Annotated in this window: 13 protein-coding genes and 1 riboswitch; of the genes, 7 read left to right on the plus strand and 6 right to left on the minus strand. The window is 73.2% G+C overall.

Annotation, left to right across the window (positions count from 1 at the left end):
- Positions 1 to 32: 32 nt before the first annotated feature.
- The 3 genes from IF28_RS0120970 (at position 33) to IF28_RS0120980 (ending at position 2672) form a co-directional block, all read left to right on the plus strand.
- On the plus strand, positions 33 to 713 hold the full coding sequence (locus IF28_RS0120970; RefSeq protein WP_051713814.1) for a class I SAM-dependent methyltransferase: 681 nt from the start codon (positions 33 to 35) through the stop codon (positions 711 to 713).
- A 23-nt stretch (positions 714 to 736) separates the two neighbouring features.
- Positions 737 to 1681, plus strand: coding sequence for an N-acetylmuramoyl-L-alanine amidase (locus tag IF28_RS0120975; protein ID WP_030222609.1), 945 nt, complete (start codon positions 737 to 739; stop codon positions 1679 to 1681).
- A gap of 166 nt (positions 1682 to 1847) precedes the next feature.
- Complete coding sequence (locus tag IF28_RS0120980; RefSeq protein ID WP_030222612.1) at positions 1848 to 2672, plus strand: DUF5336 domain-containing protein; 825 nt, start codon at positions 1848 to 1850, stop codon at positions 2670 to 2672.
- A gap of 111 nt (positions 2673 to 2783) precedes the next feature.
- On the opposite strand, the gene IF28_RS0120985 is transcribed toward IF28_RS0120980, so the two are convergent.
- The 3 genes from IF28_RS0120985 to IF28_RS0120995 are packed head-to-tail and all read right to left on the minus strand — an operon-like array spanning position 2784 to position 7503.
- On the minus strand, positions 2784 to 5459 hold the full coding sequence (locus tag IF28_RS0120985; protein WP_199809019.1) for a multicopper oxidase domain-containing protein: 2676 nt from the start codon (positions 5457 to 5459) through the stop codon (positions 2784 to 2786).
- Positions 5456 to 6589: a hypothetical protein gene (locus IF28_RS0120990; RefSeq protein ID WP_051713815.1), complete on the minus strand. Its 1134-nt coding sequence runs from the start codon at positions 6587 to 6589 to the stop codon at positions 5456 to 5458. The genes IF28_RS0120985 and IF28_RS0120990 overlap by 4 nt, the downstream gene beginning before the upstream one ends.
- The gene (locus IF28_RS0120995; RefSeq protein ID WP_078621290.1) at positions 6586 to 7503 is read right to left on the minus strand and encodes a helix-turn-helix transcriptional regulator; all 918 of its coding nucleotides are present in this window, start codon (positions 7501 to 7503) and stop codon (positions 6586 to 6588) included. The genes IF28_RS0120990 and IF28_RS0120995 overlap by 4 nt, the downstream gene beginning before the upstream one ends.
- Before the next feature lie 74 nt (positions 7504 to 7577).
- Between IF28_RS0120995 and IF28_RS0121000 the strand changes: the two genes are divergently transcribed.
- On the plus strand, positions 7578 to 8363 hold the full coding sequence (locus IF28_RS0121000) for a DUF2249 domain-containing protein (protein WP_030222622.1): 786 nt from the start codon (positions 7578 to 7580) through the stop codon (positions 8361 to 8363).
- A gap of 62 nt (positions 8364 to 8425) precedes the next feature.
- On the plus strand, positions 8426 to 8719 hold the full coding sequence (locus tag IF28_RS0121005) for a hypothetical protein (protein ID WP_051713816.1): 294 nt from the start codon (positions 8426 to 8428) through the stop codon (positions 8717 to 8719).
- A gap of 132 nt (positions 8720 to 8851) precedes the next feature.
- Here the strand turns inward: IF28_RS0121005 and IF28_RS0121010 are convergent, their stop codons facing one another.
- The 3 genes from IF28_RS0121010 to IF28_RS0121020 are packed head-to-tail and all read right to left on the minus strand — an operon-like array spanning position 8852 to position 12275.
- A complete protein-coding gene (locus IF28_RS0121010; protein WP_030222628.1) occupies positions 8852 to 9928 on the minus strand; it encodes a prenyltransferase in 1077 nt (358 codons plus the stop codon).
- Positions 9925 to 10665 carry a class I SAM-dependent methyltransferase gene (locus IF28_RS0121015; protein ID WP_030222631.1) on the minus strand — a complete coding sequence of 247 codons (741 nt, stop codon included), beginning with the start codon at positions 10663 to 10665 and terminating at the stop codon, positions 9925 to 9927. Before IF28_RS0121015 ends, IF28_RS0121010 begins: the two co-directional genes overlap by 4 nt.
- Positions 10659 to 12275 (minus strand): glycosyltransferase family 4 protein, encoded by a 1617-nt coding sequence (locus IF28_RS0121020; RefSeq protein ID WP_030222633.1) that lies wholly within the window; start codon positions 12273 to 12275, stop codon positions 10659 to 10661. The genes IF28_RS0121015 and IF28_RS0121020 overlap by 7 nt, the downstream gene beginning before the upstream one ends.
- Before the next feature lie 205 nt (positions 12276 to 12480).
- Between IF28_RS0121020 and IF28_RS0121025 the strand changes: the two genes are divergently transcribed.
- Both IF28_RS0121025 and IF28_RS0121030 read left to right on the plus strand, forming a co-directional pair.
- On the plus strand, positions 12481 to 13104 hold the full coding sequence (locus IF28_RS0121025) for a TetR family transcriptional regulator (protein ID WP_030222634.1): 624 nt from the start codon (positions 12481 to 12483) through the stop codon (positions 13102 to 13104).
- 229 nt (positions 13105 to 13333) lie between these two features.
- Positions 13334 to 14728: an endo-1,4-beta-xylanase gene (locus tag IF28_RS0121030; protein ID WP_106982107.1), complete on the plus strand. Its 1395-nt coding sequence runs from the start codon at positions 13334 to 13336 to the stop codon at positions 14726 to 14728.
- Positions 14729 to 14805: 77 nt separating this feature from the next.
- Positions 14806 to 14943: riboswitch (cobalamin riboswitch) on the plus strand.
- Positions 14944 to 15026: the final 83 nt, after the last annotated feature.

Here is a 15026-nt window from a genome sequence, read left to right on the forward strand (position 1 = left end):
CCTGTCGGCCGGTCCGGCGGGGGTACGGCAGCATGGGGTCCGTGCAGACACGTACGGCCTCGCACGAGGCGACTCCCGCGCCCGCGATCCTGGCCGCCTTCGAGGCGGCGAAGGGCTTCATGCCCGTGGACGAGGGCCTGGCCCTGTACGCGGCGGCGAGCGAGGCCGGCCGGCTGGGGCTGCCGCTGCTGGAGATCGGCAGCTACTGCGGCCGTTCCACGATCCTGCTCGCCGACGCGGCCCGCGCGGCCGGTGTCACCGCGCTCACCGTGGACCACCACCGGGGCAGCGAGGAGCAGCAGCCGGGCTGGGACTACCACGACCCGCAGACGGTCGACCCCGAACTGGGGGTGATGGACACGCTCCCCGCCTTCCGCCGCACACTGCACCGGGCGGGCCTGGAGGACCACGTGGTCGCCCTGGTCGGCCGTTCCCCGCGCGTCGCCGCCCTGTGGGGCACGCCGCTCGCGTTCGTCTTCGTCGACGGCGGCCACACCGACGAGCACGCCACCGCCGACTACGAGGGCTGGGCCCCGCATCTCGCCGAGGGCGGCCTCCTCGTCATCCACGACGTCTTCCCGGACCCGGTGGACGAGTTCACCGGCCAGGCCCCGTACCGCGTCTACCTCCGCGCCCGCGCCTCCGGTGCCTTCACGGAGGTCTCGGCGACGGGTTCGCTGCGGGTGCTGCGGCGGACGGGTCCTGGGCTCTGAGCCCGCGACGTTAGGGTGGCTGCGTGTCGTACACAGGTCCCGGATTCGAACCGCCCCAGCCCCGACGGTCCCGGCGCGGGCCCCTGACCGTGGCGCTGGCCGCGCTGGTGCCCGGGGCGCTGCTCGGCTGGGCGGTGTACGCCGCCGTGGGCGGGTCCGGGGACGACGAGGCGGCCGGGACCCCCACCGCTTCCGCGTCCGCCTCACCCCGTACGTCGTCGGCGGCGCCCTCCGGGAGCGCCGGGGACGGGAAGCCGACCGGCTCCTCCACGGCCGAGCCCTCCGCCGCGGCCGGGACGCTCGAGGGCAAGGTCGTCGTCATCGATCCGGGGCACAATCCGACCAACTTCGAGCACACCGCCGAGATCAACCGCCAGGTCGACATCGGCACGAACCGCAAGGAGTGCGACACCACCGGCACGTCCACCAACGACGGTGACGCCGAGGCCGAGTTCACCCTGGACGTCGCGCACCGGATGCGCACCCTCCTCGAGAAGCAGGGCGCCACGGTGAAGTTGACGCAGGACGAGGACCGGCCGTTCGGGCCGTGCGTGGACGAGCGGGCGCGGATCGGCAACAAGGCGGGGGCCGACGCCGTCGTCTCGATCCACGCGGACGGCTCGGGCACCGGCAACCGCGGTTTCCACGTCATCCTTCCCGGCGCCGTCGACGCCGGGGGCGCGGACACCCGCGCCATCGTCGGACCGTCCGCCGATCTCGGCGCCCGTATCGCGGGCGACTTCGTCCGGGTGACGGGCAGCGCGCCCTCCAACTACATCGGCGGCGGTACCGGTCTCGTCACGCGTAAGGACCTGGGCGGTCTCAATCTGTCAACGGTTCCCAAGGTGTTCATCGAGTGCGGCAACATGCGCGATAGCAAGGACGCGGCACTGCTGACCAGCGGTGCCTGGCGGCAGAAAGCGGCGCAAGGGATTTCCGACGGAATCGTGAGTTTCCTGCGCGGGTAGGGATCAGCGCGTTGATCCGGGCGGACAGCCCCATCTCGCGGACGGTAGTGTTTTCCGGACGATGAGGGGCCACCCCCGCGCTTCACACCGGGGCCTTCGGGCGACATGGTGACAGCGACGCCTCTTCCGACGACGAGACGACCTACCGACCTGCGAAGGACCTGAAGTGAATATCCGCTCCCTCACTCGAGGCGACGGCGTGGTGATCGGAGCAGCGGTGTTGCTCTTCATCGCGTCGTTCCTCGACCTCTACTCCGCCGACGGCGCACCCGACAGCCTCGACTTCCCCAGCCTGTGGGCCAGCGGGCCGGTTCTGCTCGGAGTGGTGCTGGCGGGCATCATCGGCGCCGCGCTCATCGTCATCACCCGTGGTCTGCCCCAGGTGCCGAAGGTCGCGGGGCTCGACCTGGGCCAGTTCGGCATCGCGTTCACGGTGTTCGCCGCCTGGAGCGCGCTGGGCAACATCTTCGACGTGGCCGGCGGTGCCGACAACTTCGAGGGCAGCGGTGACGGCCCCGACGCCGGTACGGGTCTGATCCTGGCCCTCGTCGCCACGCTGATCATGGCCGCCGCCGCGGTGGCGACCCCCCTGGTCCCCGCCCTCAAGGCCGCCCTCCTCCCGCCCGCCGGTCCCGCCGCGCCGCAGCCGTACGGCGCCCAGCCGCCCGCCGGTTACGGCTACCCGGGTGCGCAGCAGCCCGCCGCGTTCGGCGGTCAGCCGGCGCCGGGGCAGCAGCCGTTCCCGGGCGGCCAGCCGGCCGCGCCCGGTCAGCCGGCCGCACCCCCGGCCGGGGACTTCTCGCCGTTCTGGTTCGCCGTGCCGGTGCCCCGGCCGCTGTTCCCGGAGGACGGCTCGTCCACGCCGATCGCCGAACTGGCCCCGGGTACCTGGTACCTGGCGGTCGAGCAGCGCGGTCCGTCGCTCGTCGCGCAGACCCAGGACGGTCGTCGCGGCGTCCTTCAGGACACCTCGGGCATCCAGCGCGGCTGACCGCGCACAGCCCCGGCCCTTCGTCACGGCCCCTCGCCCCTGCGGGCGGGGGGCCGTTGTCTGGACCCGGGCACGCGGGTCGGGCAGCCGGTCGGGGCCGTTCGGGCCCGGTCAGCGCACGCGCAGGATGCCGTGCGCGCCGCGTTCCGCGTCGCTCATGATGTGCGTGACGAACGGGTAGTCGCCGGCCTCGGGCAGGGTCAGCTCGACGAACCCGCCCGACGCGGGGGCGAGATCGAGGATCTGGGCGCCGCCGTGTTCCGTACCGCCCGGCCGCAGATCGTAGGCGCCTTCGCGGAACACCGTGTCGAACTGGCCGCCCACGACGTGGAAGGCGCCGGGCAGGTTCGGTCCGGCCGTCAGCACCCAGATCCGTACGCGTTCACCGGTCCTCGCCGTCAGCGGGTCGTGGTCGTACTGGTTGGCGTAGCCGTTGAAGGCGACCATGTCGGGTTCCTTGGCGTTCACCTTCGCGGGGTCGGCGGTGCCGTTCTGCTCGCCGAGGTAGAACTCCGACTGCACCAGCAGGTATTCGCGGTCCACGCCCGGCAGACCGGGCGGGTCGACGACGACGGCGCCGAACATGCCGTTGGCAATGTGCAGGGACATCGGCATGGTCGAGCAGTGGTACATCCACACCCCGCTGCGGGTTGCGGTGAAGCGGTACGTCAGTGACTCGCCGGGCGGGATGGTGCGCATCGGCTCGTCCGGCGCGAGCGATCCGGCGTGGAAGTCGACGGAGTGGCCGATGGTGCCGTCGTTGACGAGGGTGATCTCGAAGGTGTCGCCGACCCGGCCGCGCAGTACGGGGCCGGGGGCCGTTCCGTCGAAGGTCCACAGCGTCTGCCGTACGCCGGGGGCGACTTCGGCCCCGGCCTCCTTCACGGTGAGGGTGCGCTTGTGCACCCGGCCCTCGGCGGGCGGCAGTTGGGCGTCGCGGGCGGTGAAGCCGTCGGTGGGCGCCGCCATCGGGTCGAAGGCGTCGGCGGCGGAGTCGCCCGTGTTCTCGGACTCGGCGGTGTGGTGGTCGTGCGCGGTCGAGTCGTCCTGCGGGGCGGCCGCAGCGCCGGCGCCGGTGACCCGTACGCCGAAGACCATGCCCATCTGCCGGTGGCCGACCACCGAGCACCAGCCCTCCAGGTCCCGGCCGACGACGCCCGCGTCCAGCGTGGCCCGCTCGCCGGGGGCGACGCGGTCGGTGCGGGCGCCGGTCTCCAGGACCAGGTCGTGGGTGTCGGTGCCGGTGTTGTCCAGTTCGACCACCAGCCGGTCACCGGCGGGCACGTCGACGGAGGCCGGGGAGAAGCGCATGTTCCGTACCGTCACCTCGACCGTGGTCGTACGGCCGGTGGGCGTGACCTCGCCGCCGTCCGCGTTCGTGGCGGCGGACCGTTCGAGGATCGGCAGCGACCGTACGTCCGCCGCGCCGCCGCCCGCGACGGCCAGCATCACCACGGCGAGCCCGAGGGCCACGCCCCCGAGGACGCGGTGCGGCCGCGCCTCGGCGGGTTCCGGCCCGGCCGTCCCCCCGCGGCGGCCGCGCAGGCCCCGGACGACCGTGAGCAGCAGCAGGACGAGGAAGTGCAGCAGCGTCACCAGCAGCAGGACGGAGCAGATCACCCGGACCACGGACGGCACCGGCAGGACGCAGAGCAGCAGCGCGGCGTTGGTCACGGTCAGCCGGGCGGGCCAGGCCCGTTCGAGTCCGGCGGTGGCGGCGCGTACGGCGGTGGGGCCGCCCCCGAGGACCACGGGGACGAGGAAGCTGAGCGCGCCGAGGAGTACTTGGGCGATCCAGCCGGCGGCGAGCGGTGCGGTGAGCAGCGAGGTGCGCTCCCCCACCGTGATCCAGGACGTCGTGGTGAGGAGGATGCCGGCCAGGAGCAGCAGGGACCCGGCGAGCCAGAGGCTGCCCGCGGCCACCGACCAGGCGGCGAAGGACCGCGGGGTCTTCGCGCGGGCCTCGCGTGCCCAGGGGACGCCGGCGACCACGAGCCCGGCGGCGTAGGTGACGACGCCGGGGGCGGCCAGCGGCGGGGGGCCGAGGAGGGTGGCGGCGACGGCCGCGCCGAGGCCGGCGAGCAGGACCGGGAGGGCGCGGCGTCCGGCCCGTTCCGCGCCGTCCGCGACGCGGGTGCGCAGCATCGTCGGCCACAGCGTGATCAGCGTGCCGGCGACGGTGAGGCCGACCCAGCCGAGCAGGTTGATCATCTCGTGGGCGAGCAGCAGCCGTTCGGGCAGGTCACCGCCGAGGGTGCCGCGGGCCATGACGACGCCCAGCGCGGCTCCGGCGGGCAACAGGGTAGCGGCGGCTGTGTAGTAGCGCACGGTCATGGTGAACCGGCCGGGCAGGGCCCGCTTCAACAGCCGTACGAGCCATACGGCGTGGGCGGTGACGGCGGCCGCGACGAGGCCCGCGCCGGCGAGGACGACGGGCCACCGGTCGGTGTACATGCCGCCGATGACGGCGACGGCACCGGCGTTCAGACAGACCAGCCGCAGTGCGGCGGGGGCGCCCCGGTTCGCCTCCGGGAGCCGCAGTACGGACGCGGCGAAGTGACCCGACCAGATGACGACGGCGTTGGTGACCGCGCCGAGCAGCAGGGTGTGGACGAGCAGCCAGAAGGCGTGCGGCAGGAAGTGGTGGGCGCTCCCGACCACGGCGAACAGCGCGAGCCAGGCCACCACGACCGCGTTCACGCCCAGATGCCACAGCGCGCGCGGGGAACGCCCGGGCGGCTTCGGGGCGGGGCCGCTCGCGGTGGGGGAGGACAGCTGCGTGGTCACCGGATGTTCCTCGGGTCGGCGGGGACGGGATCGGGGGCAGGGCGTCGCGTGGCCGCCACGGAGGCCGTCGCCGCCGTCAGGAGGAAGAGCAGTACGGCGGTGATGTTGAGCACCCCGCCGAGCTGCCACGCGCCCCGGATCCCCCGCAGGTCGCCGACGATGACGCGCAGGGCGAGGGAGCCGTGCAGCAGCCAGGCGGCCAGGGCGAGGCCGGGGTGGTAGGGCAGCGGGCGGCGCAGGACTGCGGGCAGGATGACGGGGGCGTGCGCCATGATCATCGACATCACGAAGCCGAGGAAGACGGCGTGCACGACGGCGTCGTACCGGCTCCCCCCGGCCACCGGGCCGCCCAGCAGCCACAGGGCTCCGGCGAGGCCGAGCCACGCGTATCCGGCGAGCAGGCAGGCGGCGGAGAAACGGGGCAGGCCCGTGGAGCGCAGCAGCCGGCGGGCGACGTCGTGCACGACGAGCCAGGCGACCAGCGCGAGCAGGGCGGCGCCGAGGAGCAGGGTGCCCGTGGCCGGCCACATCAGGGTGGCGACGACACCGGTGGCGACGGCGCCGACGCAGGCCAGGAAGGCGGGTTCGGCGCGGGGTGCGAGGAGGGCCACCCGGGCGAGTTCCAGCCGCTCGCCCGCGATGGTCAGCACGAGGAACGCGGCCAGCCAGGGCAGCAGCCGCGGCACGTCGAGCCCGCCCAGCCACAGCAGCGCCGCCCCGAGCCCCGACACGGCCCCGGCGGCCTGCGCGACGAGGGCCGCACTCGGCTGCCGCCGCCAGAAGGCCAGGTACAGGGCGACGAGTACGGCGGTCCCGGCGACCAGCAGCAGCCGGGGAACGGCGGGATCGAGGGGGCTGAGCAGCAGCAGGCCCCCGGCGCCGAGCGCTCCGGGGGCCAGATAGGGCCAGCGCCCGCCGAGGGCGACGGCCCGCTCCAGTGCCACGAGCGTCCCGACGAACCCGAGGACCAGGAGGACGCCGTGCACCTGCGGGAGGCGGTCACCGGTGACGGGGGCGGGCAGCCCGAGCAGCAGCAGGGCGGCGTCGAGCCCGGCGAGCAGACAGACGCCGGCGGCCAGCAGCAGGGGCGCGCGGCGGGCGCCCGCACGGCGGGCGGCGTCGGCGGTCACCGGATCTCCCCCGGCTCGGTGCCTTCCCGCTCGGGGGCGTGCGACCCCGGGACGTCCGGCCCGGGAGCGTCCGGCCCAGGGGCATCCGGCCCGGGAGCGTCCGGCCCGGGAGCGTCCGGCCCGGGAACGTCCAGCCCAGGAGCCTCCGACCCGGGAGCCTCCACCCCAGCAGCACCATGCCTGGCGCCACCCGCCCCGGGCGCGTCCCAGCCGAGAACATCCGCCCCCGCGTCCTCCATCTCGGCGGTGCCGAGATGGAGCAGGCAGGCGTCCGGGGTGGCGAAGGGGAGGAGTTCGACGTTCTGGGGGGTTTCGCCCAGGGAGTTCAGGGCCGCTCGGGCCAGGCCCTCGTGGACGCCGCAGATGACGCCGGGGTGTTCGCGGGCCGTCTCCACGAACGGGCAGCGTGGCAGGCGGACCCGGCGTGCCTCCGGGTCCGCCTCGGGGGCGAAGCCGATCTCCCCGAGAAGGTCCAGGAGGCGTTCGCGGGCCTCCCGGGGGTCCGGGGCGGCCTCCTGGCCGGAGGTCAGGACGCGCCCCCACTCCTCGCCCGCCGCGAGCGCGTCCCCGCGCGGGTCCGCGCTGGTACGGGCGATGCGCGCGGCGAGCACGGCGGCCAGTCCCGCGTACTCCCGGGCGGGCGACTCCTGCGGTGAGCGGGCCCGGTAGCGCCACGCCGGGCGGCCGCGTCCGGCGGGCGCGGACCGCTCCCGTACCGCCAGGCCGTCGTCCACCAGGGCGTCCAGATGCTCACGGACGGTGTTGACGTGCAGCGCGCACACCTGGGCGAGCGCGCCGGCGGTCACGGGGGCGGCCTGGCCGCGCAGGTACTGCAGGACACCGCGCCGCTGCCGGGACAGCGGCACCCGGTTCGATCCGCTGCCGGGGAGCGGGCCGTTATTTTCCACGGTCATGTCCGTACTATATTGCAGCCAAGGCCCTGAACCGATCGGGGACGGGCTGTCGACCGCTGGGAGGACGTCCCCTCATGAGCACTCTGACCATCGCCACGGACCCCGAGGACGCGACCGCCGCCGAAGCCGTTCAGGCGCATCACACACAGCTGGCCGGTGAACTGGCCGGGCGGGTCACCATGCTGGTGACGGCGGCGGAGAAGGACCCGGCCACGGCCGACGGGATCCGCTCCGGACTGGTCGCCTTCTGCGACCGGGACCTGCTGCCGCACGCCACCGCCGAGGAGAGCGCCCTCTACCCCGTCGCCCGCGAACTGCCCGGCGCCCGCCTCCTCATCGACGGCATGCTCGCGGAGCACCGCAGGATCGGCGCGCTCGTGGACGCGTTGCGCGCGGCCGGTCCCGCGGCGCGGACGGCCGCCGACGCGCGGGCGCTGCAGGTGCTGTTCGAGGAGCACGTGGAGAAGGAGAACGGCCTGATCCTGCCGCTGCTCGCCGGCGCCCCGGACGTCTCACTGGCCGGGCTGCTGGGCGGCATGCACGAACTGCTCGGCGGCGGCGAGGACGAGGAGGCCGCGTCCGGTGAGGGCGGCGGCTGCGGCGGCACCTGCGGCTGCGGCGGGTCGGACGACACCGACGTGCCCGAACTCGACGTCCGGGACGTCCCGCACTCGCTGCGGCACGCCACCGTCTTCGGCGCGCTGGAGGCCGTACCCGCCGGGCGGGCCATGGTGCTCGTGGCACCGCACGACCCGCTGCCGCTGCTGCGGCAGATCGAGGGCCGGCACCCCGGTGTATTCGCGGTGGACTACCGCGAGCGCGGTCCCGAGGCGTGGCGGCTGCTGTTCACGCGCCGCTGAACTTCCCCGCCGGTCCCGGAGATTCGGGGTTTCAACCGGATTTCCGGGGCCAGACGGAAAGCATGTCCCCTCGATATCGCACGCATTCCAACTCCGCGGGGACGGTCGTCGCGGTGATCGCGGACATCATGGCCGTCATTCTCGGACTGTGGATTCTGATGTATCTGCTGGACGCCAACCGGGCCAACGACCTGGTGCAGTTCGTCCACAATGCGGCCAACTGGCTGGCAGGCTGGTCGCGTGACCTGTTCACCTTCGACGAGGCGTGGGCGCGGGTGGTCTTCGGCTACGGGCTCGCCGCGGTCGTCTATCTGGTCATCGGCCACGCCGTGGCAGGGCGGCTGCGCCGCCACTGAGTCCCGGCGGGTGCGGGTGGTTCGTGGTTGCTCGCGCAGTTCCCCGCGCCCCTTTCGCGTTGGTCCAGTGGACCTGCCCAAAGGGGCGCGGGGAACTGCGCGACCAGCCCCCGACTACCCGCACCCACCGGCTCAGGCGAGAGCGCAGCAGTCCGGGTCCAGCCCCCTGGGCAGGTGCTCGCCGCCGAAGACCGCGCAGGTCGCCTCGTGGCCGCCGAGCGCGGCGACCGCCAGCAGCAGTGAGCCGGCCGTCCAACTGGTCAGCTCGCGCGGCCAGACGGCGTCGTCGTCGAAGACGTAGCCCGTCCAGTACAGGCCGGTCTCCGGATCGCGCAGATGCTGGATCGACTGGAGCACCTCCAGCGCACGGTCGGACTCGCCCATCGCCCAGAGCGCCAGGGCGAGTTCGGCCGACTCCCCGCCGGTCACCCAGGGGTTGGGCACCACACAGCGGACCCCGAGTCCGGGGACCACGAACCGGTCCCAGCCCTCCTCGATACGGGCCTTGGCCTCCGCGCCGGTGAGCGCGCCGCCGAGCACCGGGTAGTACCAGTCCATCGAGTAGCGGTCCTTGTCGAGGAACCGCTCCGGGTGGTGCCCAATCGCGTGCCGCAGCGCGCCCACCGCCAACTCCCAGTCCGGCTGCGGCTCCTCACGCTGGTCGGCGATGGCGAGCGCGCAGCGCAGCGCGTGGTGGACGGAGGAGGAGCCGGTGAGCAGCGCGTCCCCGGTGGGGGTGCCGTCGTCGTCGCGCCGCCAGCCGATCTGCCCGCCGGCCTGCTGGAGCCGCAGGACGAACTCCACCGCCGCGTAGACGACCGGCCACATGCGGTCCAGGAACGTGTCGTCGCCGGTGGAGAGGTAGTGGTGCCAGACGCCCACGGCGATGTAGGCGACGAAGTTGGTCTCCCGGCCCCGGTCGGTGACGTCGAGCGGGTCGCCGTCGGCGTAGGCGGCGTACCAGGAGCCGTCCGCCAACTGGTGCCGGGCCAGCCACAGATAGGCCCGCTCGGCCGCCTCGTGCTCGCCCGCCGTGTCCAGTGCCATCGCGGCCTCGACGTGGTCCCACGGGTCGAGGTGGTGCCCGCGGAACCACGGGATCGCCCCGTCCCTCCGCTGCACGGCGAGAATGCCGGCGACGGTCGTGGCGGCCTCACCGGCCGTGAACACCCCGGGCAGGACGAGGTGTTCGGTCCGGGGTGTGGTCACGTGGCATCCGCCTCGGCGCGCGGGAGGTGCGGCTTGGTCGCGTACGCCACGAAGCTCTTGCCGATCAGCGGGTTCAGCGCCTGCTCGGCCACCCGGGTGGCCAGCGGCTTCTTCATGATGTCCCAGACCAGCAGCTTGTGGTACGCCCTGACCGGCAGGGCCTTGTCGTTGTCCACGCCGAACGCGCACTTCAGCCACCAGTACGGCGAGTGCAGCGCGTGCGCGTGATGGCTGCCGTACGGGCGCAGGCCCGCCCCGCGGATCTTGGCGAGGAGTTCGTCCGCCTTGTAGATGCGGATGTGGCCGCCCTCGACCTCGTGGTAGGCGTCGGACAGGGTCCAGCACACCTTCTCCGGGCCGTAGCGCGGGACGGTGATGGCGATCCGGCCGCCGGGCTTGAGCACGCGCACCATCTCGGCGAGGACGCCCTTGTCGTCGGGGATGTGCTCCATCACCTCGGAGATGATGACGACGTCGAAGGACTCGTCGGGGAAGGGCAGGGCGAGGGCGTCGCCCTCCATGGCGGTGGCGGTGGCCCCGGCGGGCGCCTCCCCGGCCTCCTTCATCGCCGCGAACCACTTGGCGACCTCGCGGATCTCCTCGCCGTTCTGGTCCAGCGCCACGACCTGCGCACCGCGCCGGTAACACTCGAACGCGTGCCGCCCGGCCCCGCACCCGAGGTCCAGAACACGGTCACCCGGCGCGAGCGGGAACCGGGAGAAGTCGACGGTCAGCACGTGGCCCTGCTTTCACGATCGGAACGGTCGGAGGAATCGGCCGCACGCACGGACACGGCGGAACCGCCGTCCCCGGCGGTCGGGAGGACGGCCGCGGGGCGGTCGGAGGACGTGACCGCGGAACGGTCGACGGCGTCGGCACGACCACCGGCCCGCGCCGCACGCCCGGCGGCCCGAGCCGCCGCGCGGTCGTCCGTCCCGGTCGGTGCGGCGTCCGCGCCCCGCGGCTCGGGGCCGTGCGAAGGCGTGGCCGCGGGCCGGGTGGTCCCGGTGTCGTGGCCCGGTGCGGAGCCGGCTCGCGCCATCGCCTCCCGGTAATGCGCCACCGTGCCCTCCGCCGCGCGCGCCCACGTGAAGTGGCGCAGGACGCGGTCGCGGCCGGCCGCGCCCAGGCGGGCGCGGAGGTCCGGGTCGGTGAGGAGGCGGGTCAGGGCCGAGGCCAGGGCGGCCGGGTCGCCGGGGGGCACGGCGAGGCATGTCTCGCCGTCGGGGCCCGCGACCTCGGGGATCGCGCCGCCGGTCGTGGCGACCAGCGGGGTGCCCGTCGCCATCGCCTCGGCGGCCGGCAGCGAGAACCCCTCGTACAGCGACGGCACGCACGCGACCTGCGCCGACCGCACCAGGTCGACCAGTTCGGCGTCCGAGATGCCCTTGACGAACTCGACGGCGCCCTCGAGGCCGTACCGCTCCATCGCCTGCGCGACCGGCCCCTCCGCGGGCCGCTTGCCGACCACGACGAGGTGCGCGTCGGGCTGCTCCGCCCGCACCTTCGCCAGCGCCTCGACGAGGAAGACCAGCCCCTTCAGCGGTACGTCGGCGCTGGACGTGGTCACGATCCGGCCCGGTACGACCGGCACCGACGGATCGGGGGAGAACAGGCCGGTGTCGGCGCCGATATGGACGACGTGGACCCGGTCCCGCCGTACACCGAGATCGGCGACGATCTCCTGCCGGGAGCTGCCGGAGACGGTGAGCACGGACGGCAGCCGGCGGGCCACCCGCTTCTGCATGCGCGTGAACGCGTACCAGCGCCGCACCGAGTACCGCCGCTGCCAGCTCTCGGCGGCGTCCAGCTCCAGCCGCCGGTCGACGGTGATGGGGTGGTGGACCGTCGTCACCAGCGGGGCGCCGAGGTCGCCGAGGAGGCCGTAGCCGAGGGTCTGGTTGTCGTGGACGACGTCGAAGTCCCCGCGGCGGGCGCGCAGATGGCGGCGGGCGCGCAGGGAGAACGTCAGCGGCTCGGGGAAGCCGCCGGTCCACATCGTGCCGACCTCCAGCGCGTCGATCCAGTCCCGGTACTCGCCGCGGCCGGGCGTGCGGAAGGGGTCGGGCTGGCGGTAGAGATCGAGGCTCGGCAGTTCGGTGAGGGCGGGGCCCTCACGGTCCTCGCCCTCGCCCTCGACGACGTCCAGGACCGGGTACGGCTGTGCGCCGATGACCTCGACACGGTGTCCGAGGCGGGCGAGTTCGCGGGAGAGGTGGCGGACGTACACGCCCTGGCCGCCGCAGAACGGGTTTCCCTTATAGGTGAGGAGTGCGATACGGAGCGGTCGCAAGCCGTCGGATGCGGGCCCCTGCGAGGGCCCGGCCTGACTGGCCTCAGCGGTCACTCTGGGCCCCCTTCTCCCTGCACGGTCCCGCGACATTACGCCGGGAGCTAATCTAGAACAAGTTTCAGAGTTGATCGTTCGGAGGATCCGAATCTACCGGCAGGTAGGGGTACTGGCATCAGTGGATCAGGTGATTCACGCCACGACGGACGGCATGCCATGCTGTCTGATCATCCACCCTCACCGACTGTCACGGACGGGACCGATGCCCACGGAAGCCGGCACCACGCGCACCACCGGCCCGGCCTCACCGCTCACCGAGCGTCAGGAGGCGCGCCGGCGCCGCATCCTGCGGGCGTCCGCGCGACTGGCCGGCCGGGGCGGCTTCGACGCGGTGCAGATGCGCGAGGTCGCGGAGTCCTCGCAGGTGGCGCTCGGCACGCTGTACCGGTACTTCCCCTCCAAGATCCATCTGCTGGTCGCCACCATGCAGGACCAGCTGGAGACCCTGCACGGCACGCTCCGCAAGAGGCCCCCGGCCGGTGACACCCCGGCCGAGCGGGTCGCGGAGACCCTGATGCGGGCCTTCCGCGCACTCCAGCGCGAGCCGCATCTGGCCGACGCGATGGTGCGGGCCCTGACCTTCGCGGACCGCAGCGTGAGCCCGGAGGTCGACCAGGTCTCCCGGCAGACCACGCTGATCATCCTGGACGCCATGGAGCTCACCGACCCCACGCCCGAGCAGCTCGCGGCCGTCCGGGTCATCGAGCACACCTGGCACTCGGCCCTGATCACGTGGCTCTCGGGCCGCGCCTCCATCGCCCAGGTGAAGAGCGACATAGAGACGGTGTGCCGGCTGATGGACCTCACAGCCCCGCATCACCACTAGCGAAACTTTCGAAAGCTTTCCGTTAACGCAGGCGGCAACTCTCCCCCACCGGCACCCTTCGACTCCCGCCGCGTCACGTCCTGCGCGAACGATTGACCGCCTTTCCCCTGCCCCGTATCGTCTCCGCAGAAATTCGGAGCCGAGTCCGAAACTTTCGTTCGACCGTACGGCAGCACTCCCGTCCACCCGTGGCAGCACGGGACCCCACCGGAGAAGGGATGTCATGCGCATGATCAGAAAGCGAACGAGAACGAGAGGCGGAGGCGGCACCCCCGCACGCGGCCGGCTGCGCGCCGCCCTCGGCGCCACCACCACCGCCCTGCTCACCGTCACCGCGCTCGCGGCGCTCCCCCAGACCACCGCCCACGCCGCCGGCACCCTGGGCGCGGCGGCGGCCGAGCAGGGCCGCTACTTCGGCGCCGCCGTCGCCGCGAACCACCTCGGCGAGGCGCAGTACGCCGCCACCCTGGACCGCGAGTTCAACTCGGTGACGCCCGAGAACGAGATGAAGTGGGACGCCCTCGAGCCGAGCCGCGGCTCGTTCAGCTTCAGCCGCGCCGACCAGATCGTGGACCACGCCCAGGGCAAGGGCATGAAGGTCCGCGGCCACACCCTGGTCTGGCACTCCCAACTTCCTGGCTGGGTATCCGGGTTGGGCGCGAGCGACCTCCGGTCGGCGATGAACGACCACATCACCCAGGTGATGACCCACTACAAGGGTGACATCCACTCCTGGGACGTGGTCAACGAGGCGTTCCAGGACGGCGGCAGCGGCGCCCGGCGCAGCTCGCCCTTCCAGGACAGGCTCGGCGACGGCTTCATCGAGGAGGCCTTCCGCACGGCCCGCGCCACCGACCCGGCGGCCAAGCTCTGTTACAACGACTACAACACCGACGGCGTCAACGCGAAGAGCAATGCCGTCTACAACATGGTCAAGGACTTCAAGTCCCGCGGTGTGCCCATCGACTGCGTCGGCTTCCAGTCCCACTTCAACCCCAACTCCCCCGTACCGTCCGACTACCGGGCCAATCTGCAGCGCTTCGCCGACCTCGGCGTCGACGTGCAGATCACCGAGCTGGACATCGAGGGCTCGGGCCAGGCCCAGGCCACCAACTACGGCAATGTCGTACGGGCCTGTCTCGCGGTGTCCCGCTGCACCGGCATCACGGTGTGGGGCATCCCGGACAAGTACTCCTGGCGCTCCAGCGGCACCCCGCTGCTGTTCGACGACAACTACAACAAGAAGCCCGCGTACGATGCGGCCCTGAGCGCCCTCGGCGGCACCCCCGGCGAGGACCCGGAGGAGCCCGGCGAGCCCGGTGAACCGGGCGCCTGCACCGCCGCCTACACCACGGCGGAGCAGTGGGGCGGCGGCTACAACGGCAAGGTGACGATCACGGCCGGCAGTACGGCGATCAGCAGCTGGAGCGTGAACCTCACCATCGCCTCCTCCCAGCAGGTCGTCTCCGTGTGGAACGGCTCACCCTCCACGAACGGCAACGTCATGACCGTCCGCTCCACCTGGAACGGATCCCTGGCGCCCGGAGCGTCCACCAGCTTCGGCTTCACCGTGAACGGAGGCACCACACCCGCACCACAGGTCGGCGCCTGCACGGCCTCCTGACCCACCACCCCCCACCCGGGCCCGCACCCCCCGCCCAGGGGTGCGGGCCCGTCTTGCACGGGCACCCCCCGACCCCTTCCCTACGGGCGGGTAGAGTGTCGGCGTCGTCATCACCCGTACGGGGGGAAGCCGGTGCAATTCCGGCGCTGACCCGCAACCGTAAGCCGCCCACCGGGCGGTGAGCCGGACTGCCCCGCACGGTTCGTGACCGGCTCACGTGCCCGGCGGCCCGCCGGCGCACGGGCACCGTCGAGGTATACGGGGCCGAGCCGCCGGGGTGTCCCGCGCTGCCCGGCCT

The sequence above is a fragment of the Streptomyces sp. NRRL WC-3626 genome (genome assembly GCF_000718785.1).
Taxonomy (GTDB): domain Bacteria; phylum Actinomycetota; class Actinomycetes; order Streptomycetales; family Streptomycetaceae; genus Streptomyces; species Streptomyces edwardsiae.

Excerpts from the sequence above, each read along its gene's own strand:
- IF28_RS0120995 (WP_078621290.1), bottom strand. The coding sequence starts at position 7,503 with ATGACCGTGGAAAATAACGGCCCGCTCCCCGGCAGCGGATCGAACCGG.
- IF28_RS0121000 (WP_030222622.1), top strand. The coding sequence starts at position 7,578 with ATGAGCACTCTGACCATCGCCACGGACCCCGAGGACGCGACCGCCGCC.
- IF28_RS0121025 (WP_030222634.1), top strand. The coding sequence starts at position 12,481 with ATGCCCACGGAAGCCGGCACCACGCGCACCACCGGCCCGGCCTCACCG.
- IF28_RS0121005 (WP_051713816.1), top strand. The coding sequence starts at position 8,426 with ATGTCCCCTCGATATCGCACGCATTCCAACTCCGCGGGGACGGTCGTC.
- IF28_RS0121030 (WP_106982107.1), top strand. The coding sequence starts at position 13,334 with ATGATCAGAAAGCGAACGAGAACGAGAGGCGGAGGCGGCACCCCCGCA.
- IF28_RS0120970 (WP_051713814.1), top strand. The coding sequence starts at position 33 with ATGGGGTCCGTGCAGACACGTACGGCCTCGCACGAGGCGACTCCCGCG.